Consider the following 17,260-nt stretch of genomic DNA (forward strand, 5'->3'; position numbering starts at 1 on the left):
GGTCAGTTTGCGGGGAGAAAACAGGCCACTGCTGAAGGTGAAGCACCGCAGTGACCTGTATATCTCTATCTATTACTCAACTCTTCCGGTGGGCTAAACAACACACGGTAGATAGCGCCCCCTAAGGCTCCGCCGACTAAAGGTGCTAACCAAAATACCCATAACTGCTGTAATGCAATTCCACCGGCAAAAATGGCTACCCCGGTGCTACGGGCTGGATTAACTGAAGTGTTATCGACTGGAATGCTGATTAAGTGAATCAGTGTCAGACACAGACCGATCGCCAGCGGAGCGGCTACTGCCGGAGAACGTATATCCGTCGCCCCCATAATCACCATCACGAACCCCATAGTTAGAATCACTTCGGCGACCAATACCGCTTGTAAGCTATAACCCCCCGGTGAGCGGACGCCAAAGCCATTACTGGCGAATCCAGCAGTCACATCGAAACCGGCCTTGCCACTGGCGATTAAATACAAAATCGCCGCCCCGGCTAGCCCACCCAGTACTTGTGCAATGATATAAGGAATCAATTGCGCGCCAGAAAAACGGCCTCCGACCCATAAACCAAGCGACACTGCAGGGTTAAAATGCGCACCAGAAACATGCCCTAATGCATAAGCCATCGTGACAACAGTCAGCCCGAATGCCAACGCCACACCGAGAAATCCGATACCCGCCACCGGGAACATGGCCGCCAATACTGCACTGCCACACCCGCCTAACACCAGCCAGAAAGTGCCAATAAACTCTGCCATTAGCTGTTTCATTCTGATCTACCTCTGCCCGCCAAATATGTCGATAGCAGTTAGCATTGCCGCTAACCAATAACCAGCAATTTTCACCGGAGGTACTGCCAGGCTTAACTTGTTAGAGTCAGCTCACCAGCGGCTGATATAAGCTTAGTCACTGGATTTATGCCTATCAGAAAAGATTTCAGATCAAATGGTTTTTTTCAGAAATCATTAAGTTGAGGAATGAGATTTGCCATAAAATTTAAGTAAAATCGAAATATAAGCTGGCTAATTATCAATCAGAACAATCACTCGCTCCGCTTCATAACCAAACCAGCTTAGCAACCACTATAAGGCTGTTCGTTTTCTTCGTACTTTCTTCCCTGAGGCCTTAGCAGCCGCCTTCACCATAGGAGTAGTAACAACTTTGCCCTCCGGCATCTCGGGCTGCTCAATAGGGAAAACAGGTAGCGCCGCCAACAATCGCGAACCATAACCCTTGGTTAATAAACGCCGGTCATAAATAACAATTTCGCCATGGCATTGGTTACTGCGAATCAAACGCCCAACCTGCTGAATCAAGTTGAACGACGCACTTGGCAAACTTTGCACCTCAAACGGATAGCGATTCAACGACTTAAGCCATTCCCCTTCGGTCAGAATCACTGGGCTGTCGATAGGTGGAAATGAAATTTTGTGGATATGAACCTGAGTCAATAATTCACCTTTCAAATCCAATCCTTCAGCAAAGGATTGCAAACCTACCAATACACTGGCGGTGCCCTTTTTCACCCGCTTGCGGTGCTCTTCTACCAGCCGATAGCGCGGTTGATCGCCCTGAACTAGCAACATCAAGCGCAGATCAGTGACATGACTGAGGAAAGTTTGCATCGCCCGATGGCTGCTAAAGAGGATCAACATGCCCTTATGCCGCCCGCTGGCGTGTTGCGTGCGGAAAAATTGCGCCATTTCCGCCAGATGCTCAGCCTCATGGGCCATCGTGGGTTCAAAGCGCATTTTGGGAATAATCAGCTTCCCTTGCTCAATATGATTAAACGGCGATGACAAGGTTTCAAATCGGTCTCCGGCCTTCTCACTCAACCCGCTAAGTTCCTGCAACCGAGCAAAACTATTAAGCGAACGTAAAGTGGCAGAAGTGACAATGACGTGCGGCACTTTGCGCCACAGCATTTTATCCAACTGATCGCTGACGCGTATTCCCACACAGTGGAAATAGAGATGCGTTTGGTTCTCACGATAATCTCGGGTAATCCACTTGGAAATCGGCGCATTCGACGCTTTTGCCATCGCCGCCAAGCGCCAAAGTTTACTCATGGCTTCCAGATAACCCAGTGTTCGGCTCATTTGCAAAATGGCACGATGTAACCGCACGATATCGTGCTTGCCGGTTTGTTCGCTTAAATCATTGAGAACAAACTCAGCCAGCCCCCGTAACGCATCGGTTAACTTGAATAATTTGGCGCAATCTTCCGTCAAACTGCCAGGTAGCTCACCCATTTCAAAACGATATACCGCCGGACTGCCATCGGCTGGCAGCAGTTGGCTAACTTGCTGCTCGACACTCAACATCAGCTCACGCAGTTGCTCGCAGTGGTCTTTTAAACGTTCGGGATTAGCTAAACCGGGAGGGTTTTTCGGCCGATATTGCACCATGCATTGATCTACCAATCGAACAATCATATCCAATTGCATATTGGCAAAAACGGCGGTGATTTCACCTTCAATCTCGAGTGCATCACGGGCGACATCTGGCAAATGATGGCCCTCATCCAACACCAGCAGCAGCTCTTTGGGATTGGGTAATACGGATTCAGTCTCCAGTGCTGCCATGACTAATGCATGATTGGCAACCACCACATCGGCGCTCTCAATTTCCTTGCGGGCAATAAAGAACGGGCATTCACGAAAATAATGGCAATTACGCCCCAGGCAATTGACTTTATCGGTGCTTAATTTGGCCCACAAACTGTCACTGAGTGATAACTGATGATGGTCACGCAGCCCATCCCAGACATGGCTGTTCAATGACTTGGACAGCGCTAAACAGGTTGCCTGCTCCTCACCATTGGCAGGTGCCAACTCATCGCCGAGAAAGAGTGATAAATCCCCTTGCCCGGAGACATCAGTACACATCGCAGCCAGATTGCGCGGACAGACATATCGCCCACGCCCAAAGGCACCGGTGAACTTAAGGTCGGGAATAATCTTCTTCAACAGCGGCAAATCTTTGCTGTAAATCTGATCCTGCAACGCCACATTTGCGGTACTGACCACCAGCGGCTTGCTTTCTGCCCGGCCGACAGCAATACCAGGGATCAGATAAGACAGGGTTTTGCCGACCCCCGTCGGTGCCTCGATAGCCAAATGTCGGCCAGCATCACCCGCCAGCGTTTTCGCCACTTCAGCGATCATCTGGCGCTGCGGCGTACGGGAAATAAAATCCGGAATCTGCTGCGAAAGAGCCTTATACCATTGACTTATTTGTTCTTTTACTGCCGGGGACAACGCCATGCATATCTTATCTAAACTGAATGTTGCCCTATTGTCCCACACCGCAACGCTCACGTCAGCCCGAAAGCACCATACCCGTCATACTTCAAGCTGCAGGTGTGTTGGCTACACTCAATAACCCGAATCACTTACTTATGTAAGCTCATCGGGATTATCTCGCTTGCCGTCTTCCTGCAACTAGAATTATTTAGGCTACAGATGAAGTGTCAGTTTAGCGCCAATAAAAATGAACAATATTTACGCAATATTGCAGTTATTTATGTTTTGTCATAAATATATCACACAGATGCGGTAAAAATTCTGCGCTGGATGAATTCAGACAGATATTGAATACAGCAAAAAATTCTACTACTCGCGTCTTTTTAAATAAGAGAAACAGGGCAAAAATATGAAACGTAATATTCTGGCAATCCTGGTACCAGCCTTATTAGTTGCCACAACTTCACATGCAGCAGAAATCTATAATAAAGACGGCAATAAACTCGATTTATACGGAAAAGTAAAAGCACTGCACTACTTCTCTGATAATAATAAAAGTGATGGCGACAAATCTTATGTCCGCTTTGGTTTTAAAGGTGCGACTCAAATTACCGACCAACTGACAGGTTATGGTCAGTGGGAATATAACGTTGCAGCTAACTATGCTGAAAGTCAGGAAACAAAAGATAACAAAACACGTTTAGCGTTTGCCGGTTTACGTTATGGGAAATTAGGCTCAATCGATTATGGCCGTAACTACGGCGTATTATATGACCTCGCCGCCTGGACCGATATGTTGCCAGAATTCGGTAATGACAGCTACACCAGAACCGACAATTTCATGACTGGCCGTACAACAGGTGTTGCTACTTATCGTAACACTGACTTCTTCGGTCTGGTGGATGGCCTGAAGTTCTCCCTGCAATATCAGGGTAAAAACGGCAGCGAAACTGACAATACCAATGGTCGCGCAGACGCCACCAAACAGAATGGTGACGGCTTTGGTTTGTCTTCCAGCTATGAAATTGGCGCAGGTGTTAGTGTAGGTGCGGCCTATGCCTCATCTAACCGCACCACCGCACAGAAAGAAGGTCGATTTGGTAAAGGCGATAAAGCAGATGCCTGGACTACCGGTCTGAAATATGACGATAACGGTGTTTACCTGGGTGCAACTTACGCCGAAACACGTAACATGACGCCTATTTCCGGAACCGCCGTTATTAATAATGTCTCAACCAGCGTCAGTGGTTTTGCTAATAAAACACAAAACGTTGAATTAGTTGCGCAATACCTGTTTGATTTCGGATTAAAACCTTCTTTGGCTTATATTCAGTCTAAAGGGAAGGATATCGAAGGGATTGGTGATGCCGATTTAGTTAAATATGTTGATATCGGTGCTTACTATTACTTCAATAAAAACATGTCTACCTATGTTGATTATAAAATCAACCAACTGAACGATGATAATAAGCTGAAACTGAACACTGATAACGTTCTGGCTGTTGGCCTGGTCTATCAGTTCTAATCGTTATTGATTTGCATTACCCTCATTGTTTTATTGTTTGAATGCTTCATCGTGTTTTGTGAATTTATTTTATTAGCAGTCATCACATTTTGCCGGGAGATCCCTCCCGGCTTTTTATTATCCACTATTTGTTAACCGATACAGATAATAACCCAATGTCACGCAAGGCTTCAGTTACCGCACCTCTTCGCTTGTTATTTGTAGCGGAAAAATCAGCTTGCTGTATCCATTGTTGATAGCGATTTTCACCCAACGCTTGGTCTGCCTGGACCATCAGAGGCACGAGTCGTACACCAATATGATCAAGACTATGGTAGGGCCATTTGTTTTGCTCGTCAGAGAAAGGGGCCATAAAATCAAGCGCTTTAATTAGACCACTGCCATTCGGAGTGTGGTAATGCCACAGGTCGACATGAACTTTATCTGCCAATTGGGCTATCAGTATAGCCGCTTGCAAACTGAAATAACTGTAATGGAATGAGCGTGTTCGCGCCAACTCCAGCGGCTGTGAACCATCTGCTGCTAATTGGGTATTCAGTTTGGTTTTCAGCAACTCTGTCATCTCAACCACAACACTCGGTTGTTGCAAATACCAGGCGATACCCGCGACTTGTACCGCATACCAATTGCCGTGATTATTCTGCGCCGCAGCTTCTTTTTTACCTGCTGCACTGTAGCGTAACCACTGTAGATACTCTGTCATCCAGTGCCGAATCTGCTTTTCATCTTGCACCGTCCAGTTTGTATTCTGCTGTAGCATAATCAACGAATCGACAATGCGAGTGGCAAAGTAACGCCCATCCAAAACTCCAGTTCCGCGCCCTGCGGCAATTCCAGGTACTCCCTGAGCGAAATCCAGGTTAGGGTTCATGCGAGTATCCGGGTCAATAAACCAGGTTCGAATCAGGATAATGGCTTTATCCGCATATTTCTGTTCACCGGAAAAATACCAAGCTAACGTCAATGCCTGTACCTTTGCAGTAAAATCAGCCAAACGTACACCATCACTGTCTTCATTTTTACTGGCGGGATTAATCTGCCCGTCTTTACGTATCCAAGGTAAACCATCACTTTTTTGACTATCTGGCCACCAATACGCACTGAGACTCAGATAATCATGCTTAGAGCCACTGGGCGGAACTCTATTTTTATCCATGACACTGGGGTTGGGTTGTTTCAGTATTTTGTCCGCTTGCTGCAATAACTGGCTATAAGCCTGCTGTGTTGCCACGGGGCTCTGCTCTTGCCCTTTCTCGTTATTTTGCGCGATAGCCCGTTGGTTATGCTGTAACACGCTGGAAGATAAAAAAGCATATTCACTCTGTGCCGCCTCGGCTACTGGCATCATAAACAGTGACAACAGTGCCACCAGGCCGGAATAAGCACGTATAAGATTAGTACTGCGTATTCTAATCTGACTCCCCATCGGCCCCATAAATCACTCACCTTGTCTGATAATTGTCATATAAGCTCAGTTGAGCCACCTGATTTTATGCATCATGCCTGAAGCAATTTTTGCTTTCTTGAGAAGAGTAGCTTTTGTCACTGTCTATTAACCCAGCAGTGGTTAACCATAAGAATAACCCTCTGTTTTAACGAAAATTTTAGACGAAAAATTAAAACGTAAAAAAATAATAAAAACCTTTGGCAACCATCACTATTCTCATGTTTACTGATACATCTCTGTTTTACTGTTCCTTTCCTATTGAATAACTATGCTGAAGCAAAATAACCGTAATCTGTGGTTGCTAGTCGGTTCACTGTTCACCTTATACTTCGTCTGGGGTTCTACCTATCTGGTCATTCGAATCGGGGTCGAAAGCTGGCCACCGTTGATGATGGCGGGATTACGCTACCTGATTGCCGGAGTCTTACTGTTCAGCTTCCTGGCTATTCGCGGTCATGCTCTGCCGACTTTGCGCCAATGGATGGGCGCCAGCGCAATTGGTATTTTATTATTGGCTATCGGTAATGGGTTGGTCACCATTGCAGAACACCAACATGTCCCCTCCGGTATTGCTGCCGTTATGGTCGCGACCGTTCCATTATTCACTTTGTGTTTCAGTATGTTATGGGGAATGCGTAATACTAAGCTGGAATGGTCGGGCATAGCTCTCGGGTTAGTGGGCATTATATTACTCAACACCGGCAGTAACTTATTAGGTAACCCGCTAGGTGCGATGTTGATATTACTGGCGTCTGCCAGTTGGGCATTCGGATCGGTTTGGAGCTCACGGCTGGCGTTGCCAAGTGGAGCGATGTCTGGTGCAGCACAAATGCTGGTTGCTGGCGTTGTTCTGTTACTTGCCAGTGCATTAAGCGGCGAAGAACTCAATCAAATGCCCTCAATGGGAGGAATCCTCTCACTCCTCTATTTGATTGTTTTTGGTTCCATGCTGGCTATCAGTGCTTACATGTTCTTGCTGAAAAATGTCCGTCCCGCTGTTGCAACCAGCTATGCCTATGTAAATCCGGTAGTTGCAGTATTGTTGGGCATTGGTTTTGCCGGTGAAAGTCTATCCACCACGGAATGGTGCGCGTTAGCTGTCATTGTTTCTGCAGTGGTTTTGGTGACGCTGGGGAAATTTTTGTTCAAACCACGCTAATTGTCCGAGAATGCAACATGGTTGTTTCATTTAGCCAACGGGCTATAATTCACGCTGTTTAGATAAAAAGTGAAAATAATTATGCTGAGAAAAGCACTCATTATCCTGATTGCGGTAATGGCTCTGAGTTCATTAGGTGGCGTTTTTCTGGCTGGACTGAACATTTATACCCGTTCAACCACCCCACTTGAAACTGAAACCACGCAGTCCAGTCCCTTGTCTGATATTGGCCCTGCGGGCTTATCCAATAACGGTCAGGAATCACCGTAAGTTCCCATCCATTCGCGGCATCGCTGCTGCAAAAAAGTCTGCAAGCCCCTAACCCGTTCTGACACCTGTGAGCGGTGGGGGCATAATAAATTTAAGGGTAAAACCTCTCCCTGCCAGTCCGGTAGTACCTGTACCAAGCGCCCTGCACGAATATCCGCTATCACATCAATAGCCGCTTTATTGACGATCCCCAGCCCCGTCAGTGCCCAACGCCGGGCAATTTCACCATCATCACTGATGTATTCACCAGACATAGTGACTTCCTGAATATCGTCTTGTCGCATTAATCGCCATTGATTATAAAGGCGGCCATTACGCTGATATAACACCGATTGATGATTCACCAATTGTGCTGGCGTTTGCGGCACACCATTCCGGGCAAGATAGGCTGGGCTGGCGCAGAGCATCCGCCGATGGCGAGACAAAACAGGTAGTGCCACCAAACTGGAGTCAGTCGGCACGCCAAAACGTAAAGCGATATCCACGGGTTCGCGAAAGAGATCTGCGTGACGATCATTAAGTAACAAGTGCAATTGAATATGCGGATGTTGTTGCTTGAAATCATTGAGCCAGTTAACTAATAAATTGCGACCAAAATCAGAAGGCGCTGAAAGTTGCAAAACCCCAGATAATCCGGTCATTTTCCGCTGAATGGCCTGCTCCCCCTCAATTAATGCCCCTAGTGCAATACGCGCACTATCCAGATAACTAATACCTTCCTCTGTTAGCCGTAAACTGCGGGTTGAGCGTACCAACAAGCGAACGCCTAATTGTGATTCCAGACGCTTTACTGCAATGCTGGCCGCTGCTGGCGTTATATTCAACCGACGAGCCGCTTCAGACAAACTCCCGCAGTCAACCGTGCGAACAAAGACATCCAAATCACTAAATGAGATCATTATTAAAATTCCTTTATAAGTGATTGTCTTTTTAGTCGATTGTTCAATGACTTTCAATGATTGAGTATAGATAAATATTAAAAATCATTCCTCCAGCATGGGACTCATTATGAACATCACTACATTAGCGCAGCATCAATTCAGCTCTTCATTAAACCAGCAAAAAGTAGTTATTCTGGGTGGAAACAGCGGTATCGGGGCAGCAGTGGCTTATGCAGCGGTGGCTCGGGGAGCCAAAGTGGTATTGGTTTCGCGACGTTCAGTTGGGTCAATATCTTCCAGTGATAATAGCGCCATACTGCGTATGTCCGCAGATATGACTAATGAAGATTCATTAAAAAGGGTATTTAGCCAAGTTGGGGCATTTGATCATTTGGTCATCACCGCCGGGCCAGCAGTGAAAGCCAAACCTTTAGCGGAAACCTCTCTCACTGAAGCTCAGGAAAATTTTGATGTGAAGTTGTGGGGTGCTCTACGGGCGATTCAGGCAGCTTTGCCTTATCTCAATGAGCAGGGTTCAATAGCACTGACATCAGGCTTGTTATCACGCAAATTTATCAGTGGCCAGTTTATTAAAACAGCCATCAATGCGGCATTAGAAGCTGTCGGTAAGCAATTAGCCAAAGAACTGGCACCGCGCCGGGTCAATATTGTCAGCCCCGGTGTAACCGCAACTGAAGCCTATAGCGGAATAAACAGTGAACAGCGTCAGGCCATGTTTACCAAAGTTAGTGCATCACTGCCGGTGGGCAGAGTGGGCCAACCGGTTGATATTGCTAGCGCCTATATCTTATTACTGGAAAATAGCTTCATGACCGGTAGCGTGATTGATGTTGAGGGTGGCGGCCTGCTGTAGTTATTCATAATCAGACATAAGACGGCATTTTACTGCCGTCTCAGACTGCTGACAACCCCTAAGAACTCGATCTTGCAAGGCGAAGACAGGTAGAAGAGTAAAGCGTCCGCGCCAGGGACGGCGCGGCTCGAGCCCCCAGGGAAGGGTTTACGGCGTCTTTACGATCTGCCTGTTTTCACCGTTACGGGCACTTTGTCATTAACCTCAGACAGCATTTCACTGCCGTCTTATATCTGAACCTCAACATACTTCATCAAGAATCAGGACTTCAATATTCCTTGTGTTAAAGCGTGATTACGCCTAATGCCGCAGCCTTTTTTTCCATCTGCTTAATCACGCAATAGGCCGACCACGGCAATGTGCTAAATCCTTTGATCAATAATTTATCCTTAGCAGAGCTTGCCTCGAGAGAATTGACAGTGGCTGTTATGGCCTGACGTATCTGGTTTAGCTGCTCTTTGGATGTCGCTAACGAGGTAATCAATGGCAAGCCTGGAGCAATATCGGTTTGCGCGACAATTTTTAATCCTGCAAGCGCTGATGGGTTATCACGTTGTAATAATGCAAAACTCACGCAATCAATCGCGGCAATATCTGCTTGCCGCTGTTGAATCATTTCGATAGAACGATAGTGTCCACCCGAAGCTACTGCACGAGAAAAGAACTTCCCATTGATCGCCAGTGGCGCAATCAAAGCACGCAAAGCATTATATCCTGACTGGGAGTCTGTGCTGTTGAATGCAACGACACGATAGCGAAAGTCAGAAAGTTGCTGCCCTGCTTCATCTGCACGGACCACCACTAAACTGCGGTAATACTCCCCTGAGCAATAAGGTGATTGATAGCTGAATGCGCCAACCAACTGAACTTGCTGTTGTAATAGAGTCACGAGAGGAAAACCACAGGTCTGACTTAAAAGCAGTGTAGGATCACGCCAATGTTGCAGTAAATCTGAGGGCCAACATAATTGCTCGGGAGCTGCAGTGACGCCATGTTTGTGCAATTGCTGCAACAATAATTGCCAAAAAGGTTGCACATCTTGTACTGGCCTAACCCCGTACATCGGCAGTGAAATCAATATTAGCACCTACTTAGGATATCAGTAAAAATCGAAGTATCAGTGATTTTTTGCTACAGGAAGAGACTGCAATTCTCTCCAGCGAGATAAACGCCGATTCCACCGTGTAAAGATCATATCGGTAATAACCGCCAATAAAGCAACCACAATAGCTCCCTGGATAACATAGGCGGTATTAAATCCGCTCAGTCCAATAATAATTGGCGATCCCAAGGTTTTCGTCCCTACTGTGGAAGCAATAGCAGCAGTACCAATATTGATAATGACTGACGTTCGGATCCCCGCGACAATAACTGGTGCAGCCAACGGTAATTCCACTCGCCACAAGATCTGTCTGGCGCTCATTCCTACGCCTTCAGCAACCTCACGGATATCCCGGGAAACAGACTCAACACCTGTAATAGTCCCTTGTAAAATAGGTAATAAACCATAAAGCACCAAAGCAATAATCGCGGGTTTTTCGCTAAATCCCATCACTGGCACAGCAATAGCAAGCACCGCTACAGGGGGAAATGTCTGCCCCATCGCGACAATAGTTTCTACCACCGAACGAAACTCTTTCCCTGCTGGACGCGTCACGGCAACACCGGCGCTCACCCCAATAAAAACAGCGATAATGCTGGAAATTAGCACCAGGAAAACATGGGCAACTACCAGTGACCAAAATGTATCTTGCACATATATCGGCCTGTCGAGATCAGGGAATAACGCTGAAAAAAAGCCCCCCAAGGAGGTCATACCAAAAACCAAACCAGCCAATAAGAGCAATGCCCAACAAAGAGGGTCAGTTAACCCGCACAGTAGCCCTGATTTAAGCTTCTCCATCAGACACTTTTTATCCTCACTAATGTTGACGGCAGTCGGTTTCATACTTCGCCCCTATCTGCATCCGCAATCAAATCAGCAAAATAAAGTACCCCCAATGGTTGCCCCTGTTCATCGGCTACCAGCAATTTATCTGTCTGGCGTGACACGAACAGAGAAAGTGCTTCTCGCAAGCTCGTTGTACCCAGTATGGGCTGCCCTATCATAGTTTCACCGCGCCTGATACGTTGTTCGGCTCGCCCGAGTGACAACAACTTAATGCCTAAATCACTGCGGCCAAAAAAGTCACGAACAAAGTCATTCGCGGGCAGAGTTAACATTTCCAGAGGTGTCCCTTGTTGGATAACTCGCCCACCATCCATCAATACTATGCGGTCAGCCAAAGCCAAAGCTTCATCAATATCATGGGTAACCAGCACAATAGTCCGCCCCGATAATTGATGAATACGGGTAATTTCGAACTGCAATGCCGAACGAGTCACTGGGTCTAATGCCCCAAAGGGTTCATCCATCAGCAATACTTCTGGATCTGCGGCCAAAGCTCGAGCAACACCTACCCTTTGTTGCTGTCCACCTGACAATTGATGAGGATAACGATAAAGAAATTGTTCTGGATCCAGATGTAATAATTCAAGCAATTCAATCACCCGCTGTCGAATACGCTTCTGAGGCCATTTGAGCAATTGTGGTACGGTGCCAATATTGCGTTCCACAGTCCAATGGGGGAATAGCCCTATTGATTGGATGGCATAACCCATGCGACGGCGTATATCTTCGGGCTTATAATTACGTATTTCCTCTCCGGCAAAATGGATTTCCCCTTCATCATGCTCAATAAGTCGGTTAATCATTTTTAGTGTGGTCGACTTACCGGAACCCGAGGTACCTATCAATACCGTAAATTCCCCTTTCGCTATTTGTAACGTTAGGTTATCTACAGCCCGTTTGCCGGCAAAATATTTACTTACCTGATGGAAATGAATCATCGATGCGAAGTATCCATAAAAATAACGATGAATTTAAACAGCGAATCAACTACTACCGCCATCACTACCACGGGGATTACACCCAACAGCACCAAATCCAATGCACTGCTGAGCAAACCTTGAAATACAATCGCGCCTAAGCCACCCGCACCAATTAGTGCGGCGACAACAGCCAGCCCGACCGTCTGCACGGCAATAATCCGAACTCCAGATACAATAAGTGGCATGGCAATGGGTATCTGCACCCGAAAGAACAACTGACTGCGGGTCATTCCCATTCCTCGTGCCGATTCAACAACACTGTCTGGTACAGCGTCTAACCCGGCAACTACATTACGTACTAGCGGCAATAAGGCATAAAGTACCAGTGCGACAATCGCTGGCGCTAACCCGATACCACTCACTCCATGCTCTGCCAGCCAGGGAATAGCTGCAGCCAATCCAGCCAAAGGTGCAATCAGCAGACCAAATAAAGCAATGGATGGAATAGTTTGAATAATATTTAATGCTGAAAAAACAGCAACTTGAAAGCGAGGAGAGCGGAAGCAGAACAGGCCAAGAGGAATACCCAAAAGCATCGCTGGCACTAACGTTGCAAACAGAATTTGAAGGTGTTGCCATAACGCATCATTAAACACATCTTGCCGATTAACGTATTCTTTCAGCAATGACAGTTGATCGAGTTGCCCGGTAGCTAGCAATATTACGACGGGCAGAAGCAGCAAAACATTAGCCATACTGCGCCAGATAGGATTCACAACCGCACGAGACAAGCTATCGATAGCAATCAAAATGCTCATCCCACTCATCAGCCAAAAACCACCGCCAAGAGATGTGCGAACCAGGCTTTCTTCGCCGCCAGCAAGTTGTGTAGCAGTTGCGCCAGCCAGTAACAGCAAACCGAATAACAGCAGTTCGGCTATCAAAACTGTGGCCCAATACAGCACAGTACTTTGTTTAAAGAAAGCGAAGCTAGCCAGCATCAATATCGGTAATAACAACCACCAAACTGGCCCTGTTATCAACGATATTAATGAAATTCCCTGCCCTGATATCAACCGATTGGGTGCATGGCTGACAAAAGAAAGCCCGACTCCTGATAAAATCATCAAAATAACCAGCGATAACAGGACTCGGTTTTTTACAGACATAAAAATCCATCTCCATGACAGATAATCCTAAAAGAAACAATTAATTATCTGTTTATTGGGGAATGCTATACATATTGATAGCTATAGCACCCTCCCTGATACACATGACTATCCTTTTACAAACCCTTTTTCTTTCAGGTAATTGGCAGCGACTTTCTTAGCATCCTGACCTTCAACCGCAATACGAGCATTCAGTTTTTGCAAGGTTGCACTATCAAGAGTGGCAAATACGGGATCAAGCAAAGCAGGGATATTAGGATGCGCTTTCAGTGTGGCTTCACGGATTATTGGGGTTGGCGCATAGATAGGTTGTACACCTTTGGTATCTTCCAGCGTTTGCAGACCTAGTGCCGCTACCGGGCCATCGGTGCCATACGCCATGGCGGCATTCACTCCCGAGGTCTGCTCAGCGGCGGCTTTAATTGTTACCGCTGTGTCACCACCAGCCAATGACAAGAGTTGGTCTTGGTTCAATTTGAAGCCATATGCTTGTTGGAAAGCAGGCAGGGCATCAGGTCTTTCAATAAACTCAGCTGAGGCAGCCAATTTGAATTTGCCACCCGCATTAATCCATTTGCCTAAATCATCCAGGGTTTTCAAATTATTCGCACTAGCCAAATCCTGGCGAACAGCAATGGTCCAGGTATTGTTCGCTGGTGCCGGTGAAAGCCACACCAGTTTATTTTTCTCATAATCCAGTGCTTTTACTTTTTCATAACCTGCTTTCGCATCTTTCCAGGCAGGATCTTTTTCATCAGAGAAGAAAAATGCACCATTACCCGTGTATTCAGGGTAAATATCAATCTCACCCGCTGTGATAGCTCCGCGCACCACTTTGGTGGTACCCAACTGGGATTTATTAGTTGTTTTAATCCCATTAGCATCAAGAACCTGCACAATAATATTGCCCAGCAACGAGCCTTCAGTATCAATTTTTGAGCCAACACGGACAGTATCAGCAGCCTGTGACGCGCCACCTGAAACAGCCAACATTACTGTAGCTAACGCAAAAATCCGGCTACGGGTTAAGGTCTTTGCCATGCTTTACCTCTATGTGCTCAAGGGTTATTGAAAGTTCATTCATTAATATCGGTGAAATGCCAATTCAGCCAGGCATAAAAACCAAAACCATTAACAAATCAGCAACCATATTAGATTTAGTCGAAAATAAACCAAATAACCAATTGATATTAAATATATTATTCAAGTCAGGCTAGGCTAACTAGCCTGCTACATCTATAGATAACAGTATGATAGCTAAGTATTTAAATGCGTGTTACTGACAAGGATGACTGTTAAGATTACATAAATAGCTGTATATAACAACAGTTAAATACAGATAAGTGAAAACAATACCTCCGATTTTGTAGATGGTGTGATGCCTTCATTTTCACTTTGATAAGTCACTTTAGACTGACTCGGTATGCCCATCTCCCCTGTCAATTACAGTGTGCAGCCTTTCCTCAGCCGGAGCTTTATTTTCACTATCGTAAAAAGGATGAATTTCTATCTCCAAAGCTGTAAAAACAAATGCTTCTAACCATTCAGTATAGCCATTCACCACAAATTGCTCGCTGCGATGCTGATATTGAACCCGACTTTCCAGATAAATCCGGCGTAGTCCATACCAGGGCAAAGCCGGTAAATCATGGTGAACCAAATGATAATTGAGGTTTAAAAAGAGTAGACGCCATGGCCATGCGGCCTCATTCAGAGTTGAACGTGCTGCACTGTTTTCAGCCGCGCGATGCTCAAAAAAGGATCTTACTTTGGTCAAACTAAGGGCGGGATAGCTAATTACCAAAATATAAAAAATAGTCGAAATACCATAACCAGCCATCCAGTAAAACAAGAAGCCAAGTAAACCCAAATGAACCAACCACATTGTAATGGCCGAACGATCGCCAGTAATAAAAGCACGGATTGCACTGCGAATGGTGGCGATGATATCTAACGCGGGTCCCAAAATTAATCGGCCAGAAAAGGTATTGCTAATACGGACAATACCTTTGAATAATTGTGGAAAATGTTGCCATTGCTTTGCGGTGTAATAATAGCACTCTGGATCTTTTTCAGGATGAGTCAGATCCTCATCTTTATGGTGTTGAATATGGGAGTCACGATAAAGACCATAGGGGTACCATACTGCCAGTGGCAAAGTACCTAACAGCTGATTTACCACTCGCCAGCGAGTTGGATGACCATGAATCAGCTCATGTTGTAGTGACATATACCACGCGGTAAATAATATTAGCAGTATGCTTCCCAGCACTGTGCCTAATTGCTGCCAATAAATAACACAGGCAAACCAACCAGTATAAATAACCCCTATCAATATCCAGGTAGGCAATTCCAGCCGCCATACCCAAGAGCGAGACAATAGTTTTATTCTAGCCCGTTGTTGCTCGCTAAGATAATGAGCAGCCCCGGCTCCACGGTGATTAGATTTGGTATCAGCAGCAGGCATATTGAGGACTCATACTTGGCATAATTCTCACCAGTATCAGCTTAATGATCCCTGCTGCTAACTAACTTAAAATACTATGTAAATATGAGAATGTGATAATCGCCTTCTGTTTTGATCTGACTAAACTCAAAAAGCTTTGATCAATGAGCAATGACGAACCACATCAATTTTCAGCTACATTAACCCAGCACAGTTCTTCTGCTGAAGTAGCAATAGCATCGAGTACTCTGGAGACCTTCCAGCCTTCCTCAAAATCCGGCCACATACGATCACCGGCAGCAATTCCGTTAATCAAATCACGGATCTCGACCGTTTTTTGGTCGTTAAATCCAATACCATGCCCAGCACTTACACAAAATGCTGCATAGTCGGGGTGCAATGGCCCTGTAAGCAATGTTTTAAACCCTTGCCTGGACTGGGGTTCATCGTGGCGATAGAGCTGCAATTCAGCCATTCGTTCTTGGGAATAACTGATTGTGCCTTTGGTTCCTGTGACCACATAGGTCAAACCCATTTTGCGACCACAAGCAATACGTGAAGTCTCAATAGTCCCCATTGCCCCATTGGCAAAACGAACCAGCGCACTTGCCTGATCTTCATTTTCTACTTCACGTAACAATGAGGGATTTTTGGGATCAGGCCGCTGCTTAATCACCGTCTGCATATCACCACATACATTAGTGATATCACCCACCAGATAATGGGCCATATTGACAATGTGTGCGGCTAAATCACCTAATGCTCCTAGCCCCGCCTGCGCCTTAGTGCAGTGCCAATCCAACGGCGTTTGCGGGTCTGCCAGATAATCTTCATTATGAGTGCCATAAAAATGCACGATATCGCCAATCTCGCCATTGGCAATGATCTCGCGGGCTAACTGACTAGTTGGGTTCTTCATATAGTTGAATCCCACCAACGTTTTCACTCCTTTAGCGCGTGCTGCCTCGGCCATTTCTTTGGCATCTGCGGCATTAAGTGCCAGCGGTTTTTCGGAATAAACATGCTTACCATGGCTTATAGCCGTAAGAGCCATTTCTTTGTGTAAGAAATTTGGTGCACAAATATCTACGACATCAATAGCGGGGTCAGAGACCAATTCTCTCCAATTTGCAGTCGATCGGGAAAAACCAAATTCTTCAGCTCGTTGTTGAGCCAACTCAGGTGTGACCTCTGCCAGCATTTCTAATACAGGCAAACCCTTTAAAGGAAAAACCGTCGCAACCTGCGCATAAGCAATAGCATGGCAGCGACCAATATAACCGGTACCAATAAGGCCAATTCGAACCTTTTGCATTCTATTCCCCTCGCTTATTTTAGGATTAAGGCCCCACGAGGAGCCTCTACTTGTCAAC

The 17,260-nt window shown here is 46.0% G+C and carries 15 protein-coding genes; 4 read left to right on the plus strand and 11 right to left on the minus strand.

The genetic code is table 11. From position 1 onward, the window contains the following. Window positions 1-65 precede the first annotated feature (65 nt). Window positions 66-770, minus strand: a complete 705-nt coding sequence (aqpZ, locus tag QSV56_RS09420; protein ID WP_011816768.1) for an aquaporin Z — start codon at window positions 768-770, stop codon at window positions 66-68. Between the two features lie 312 nt (window positions 771-1,082). Further along, on the minus strand, window positions 1,083-3,266 hold the full coding sequence (gene dinG, locus QSV56_RS09425) for an ATP-dependent DNA helicase DinG (RefSeq protein WP_019082725.1): 2,184 nt from the start codon (window positions 3,264-3,266) through the stop codon (window positions 1,083-1,085). Window positions 3,267-3,654: 388 nt separating this feature from the next. Between dinG and ompF2 the strand changes: the two genes are divergently transcribed. Then, window positions 3,655-4,770: a porin OmpF2 gene (ompF2, locus tag QSV56_RS09430; protein WP_301212111.1), complete on the plus strand. Its 1,116-nt coding sequence runs from the start codon at window positions 3,655-3,657 to the stop codon at window positions 4,768-4,770. Between the two features lie 124 nt (window positions 4,771-4,894). On the opposite strand, the gene QSV56_RS09435 is transcribed toward ompF2, so the two are convergent. Next, a complete protein-coding gene (locus tag QSV56_RS09435; RefSeq protein ID WP_050875347.1) occupies window positions 4,895-6,205 on the minus strand; it encodes an alginate lyase family protein in 1,311 nt (436 codons plus the stop codon). A gap of 280 nt (window positions 6,206-6,485) precedes the next feature. Here QSV56_RS09435 and yedA point away from each other — a divergent pair, with 280 nt between their 5' ends. Together yedA and QSV56_RS09445 are read left to right on the plus strand one after the other, a co-directional pair. Beyond that, entirely contained in the window at window positions 6,486-7,376 is an 891-nt protein-coding gene (gene yedA, locus QSV56_RS09440) for a drug/metabolite exporter YedA (RefSeq protein ID WP_019081079.1), read from the plus strand. Window positions 7,377-7,457: 81 nt separating this feature from the next. Then, window positions 7,458-7,646: a hypothetical protein gene (locus QSV56_RS09445; RefSeq protein WP_019082723.1), complete on the plus strand. Its 189-nt coding sequence runs from the start codon at window positions 7,458-7,460 to the stop codon at window positions 7,644-7,646. On the opposite strand, the gene QSV56_RS09450 is transcribed toward QSV56_RS09445, so the two are convergent. Further along, window positions 7,631-8,545 (minus strand): LysR family transcriptional regulator, encoded by a 915-nt coding sequence (locus tag QSV56_RS09450; protein ID WP_050321729.1) that lies wholly within the window; start codon window positions 8,543-8,545, stop codon window positions 7,631-7,633. The two genes, QSV56_RS09445 and QSV56_RS09450, sit on opposite strands and share 16 nt — an antisense overlap. Window positions 8,546-8,654: 109 nt before the next feature. Here QSV56_RS09450 and QSV56_RS09455 point away from each other — a divergent pair, with 109 nt between their 5' ends. Beyond that, window positions 8,655-9,401: an SDR family oxidoreductase gene (locus QSV56_RS09455; RefSeq protein ID WP_046695285.1), complete on the plus strand. Its 747-nt coding sequence runs from the start codon at window positions 8,655-8,657 to the stop codon at window positions 9,399-9,401. A 283-nt stretch (window positions 9,402-9,684) separates the two neighbouring features. Here the strand turns inward: QSV56_RS09455 and QSV56_RS09460 are convergent, their stop codons facing one another. The 7 genes from QSV56_RS09460 to QSV56_RS09490 form a co-directional block, all read right to left on the minus strand. Next, a complete protein-coding gene (locus tag QSV56_RS09460) occupies window positions 9,685-10,464 on the minus strand; it encodes a phosphate/phosphite/phosphonate ABC transporter substrate-binding protein (protein WP_050875374.1) in 780 nt (259 codons plus the stop codon). A 54-nt stretch (window positions 10,465-10,518) separates the two neighbouring features. Then, window positions 10,519-11,217: an ABC transporter permease gene (locus QSV56_RS09465; RefSeq protein ID WP_172666735.1), complete on the minus strand. Its 699-nt coding sequence runs from the start codon at window positions 11,215-11,217 to the stop codon at window positions 10,519-10,521. Between the two features lie 128 nt (window positions 11,218-11,345). Beyond that, the gene (locus QSV56_RS09470; protein ID WP_050157688.1) at window positions 11,346-12,290 is read right to left on the minus strand and encodes an ABC transporter ATP-binding protein; all 945 of its coding nucleotides are present in this window, start codon (window positions 12,288-12,290) and stop codon (window positions 11,346-11,348) included. Beyond that, window positions 12,287-13,441 (minus strand): ABC transporter permease, encoded by a 1,155-nt coding sequence (locus tag QSV56_RS09475; RefSeq protein WP_061111560.1) that lies wholly within the window; start codon window positions 13,439-13,441, stop codon window positions 12,287-12,289. Before QSV56_RS09475 ends, QSV56_RS09470 begins: the two co-directional genes overlap by 4 nt. 108 nt (window positions 13,442-13,549) lie before the next feature. Then, window positions 13,550-14,482 carry an ABC transporter substrate-binding protein gene (locus QSV56_RS09480; protein ID WP_046051300.1) on the minus strand — a complete coding sequence of 311 codons (933 nt, stop codon included), beginning with the start codon at window positions 14,480-14,482 and terminating at the stop codon, window positions 13,550-13,552. A 367-nt stretch (window positions 14,483-14,849) separates the two neighbouring features. Continuing rightward, window positions 14,850-15,908 carry a fatty acid desaturase gene (locus QSV56_RS09485; RefSeq protein ID WP_019081086.1) on the minus strand — a complete coding sequence of 353 codons (1,059 nt, stop codon included), beginning with the start codon at window positions 15,906-15,908 and terminating at the stop codon, window positions 14,850-14,852. 163 nt (window positions 15,909-16,071) lie between these two features. Then, the gene (locus tag QSV56_RS09490; RefSeq protein ID WP_046051302.1) at window positions 16,072-17,202 is read right to left on the minus strand and encodes a Gfo/Idh/MocA family protein; all 1,131 of its coding nucleotides are present in this window, start codon (window positions 17,200-17,202) and stop codon (window positions 16,072-16,074) included. Between the last annotated feature and the right edge of the window lie 58 nt (window positions 17,203-17,260).

Origin of the sequence: Yersinia sp. 22-579, assembly GCF_030433455.1 — a bacterium.
GTDB classification, from domain to species: domain Bacteria; phylum Pseudomonadota; class Gammaproteobacteria; order Enterobacterales; family Enterobacteriaceae; genus Yersinia; species Yersinia enterocolitica.

Excerpts from the sequence above, each read along its gene's own strand:
- aqpZ (WP_011816768.1), bottom strand. The coding sequence starts at position 770 with ATGAAACAGCTAATGGCAGAGTTTATTGGCACTTTCTGGCTGGTGTTA.
- dinG (WP_019082725.1), bottom strand. The coding sequence starts at position 3,266 with ATGGCGTTGTCCCCGGCAGTAAAAGAACAAATAAGTCAATGGTATAAG.
- ompF2 (WP_301212111.1), top strand. The coding sequence starts at position 3,655 with ATGAAACGTAATATTCTGGCAATCCTGGTACCAGCCTTATTAGTTGCC.
- QSV56_RS09435 (WP_050875347.1), bottom strand. The coding sequence starts at position 6,205 with ATGGGGCCGATGGGGAGTCAGATTAGAATACGCAGTACTAATCTTATA.
- yedA (WP_019081079.1), top strand. The coding sequence starts at position 6,486 with ATGCTGAAGCAAAATAACCGTAATCTGTGGTTGCTAGTCGGTTCACTG.
- QSV56_RS09445 (WP_019082723.1), top strand. The coding sequence starts at position 7,458 with ATGCTGAGAAAAGCACTCATTATCCTGATTGCGGTAATGGCTCTGAGT.
- QSV56_RS09450 (WP_050321729.1), bottom strand. The coding sequence starts at position 8,545 with ATGATCTCATTTAGTGATTTGGATGTCTTTGTTCGCACGGTTGACTGC.
- QSV56_RS09455 (WP_046695285.1), top strand. The coding sequence starts at position 8,655 with ATGAACATCACTACATTAGCGCAGCATCAATTCAGCTCTTCATTAAAC.
- QSV56_RS09460 (WP_050875374.1), bottom strand. The coding sequence starts at position 10,464 with ATGTACGGGGTTAGGCCAGTACAAGATGTGCAACCTTTTTGGCAATTA.
- QSV56_RS09465 (WP_172666735.1), bottom strand. The coding sequence starts at position 11,217 with ATGACCTCCTTGGGGGGCTTTTTTTCAGCGTTATTCCCTGATCTCGAC.
- QSV56_RS09470 (WP_050157688.1), bottom strand. The coding sequence starts at position 12,290 with ATGATTCATTTCCATCAGGTAAGTAAATATTTTGCCGGCAAACGGGCT.
- QSV56_RS09475 (WP_061111560.1), bottom strand. The coding sequence starts at position 13,441 with ATGTCTGTAAAAAACCGAGTCCTGTTATCGCTGGTTATTTTGATGATT.
- QSV56_RS09480 (WP_046051300.1), bottom strand. The coding sequence starts at position 14,482 with ATGGCAAAGACCTTAACCCGTAGCCGGATTTTTGCGTTAGCTACAGTA.
- QSV56_RS09485 (WP_019081086.1), bottom strand. The coding sequence starts at position 15,908 with ATGCCTGCTGCTGATACCAAATCTAATCACCGTGGAGCCGGGGCTGCT.
- QSV56_RS09490 (WP_046051302.1), bottom strand. The coding sequence starts at position 17,202 with ATGCAAAAGGTTCGAATTGGCCTTATTGGTACCGGTTATATTGGTCGC.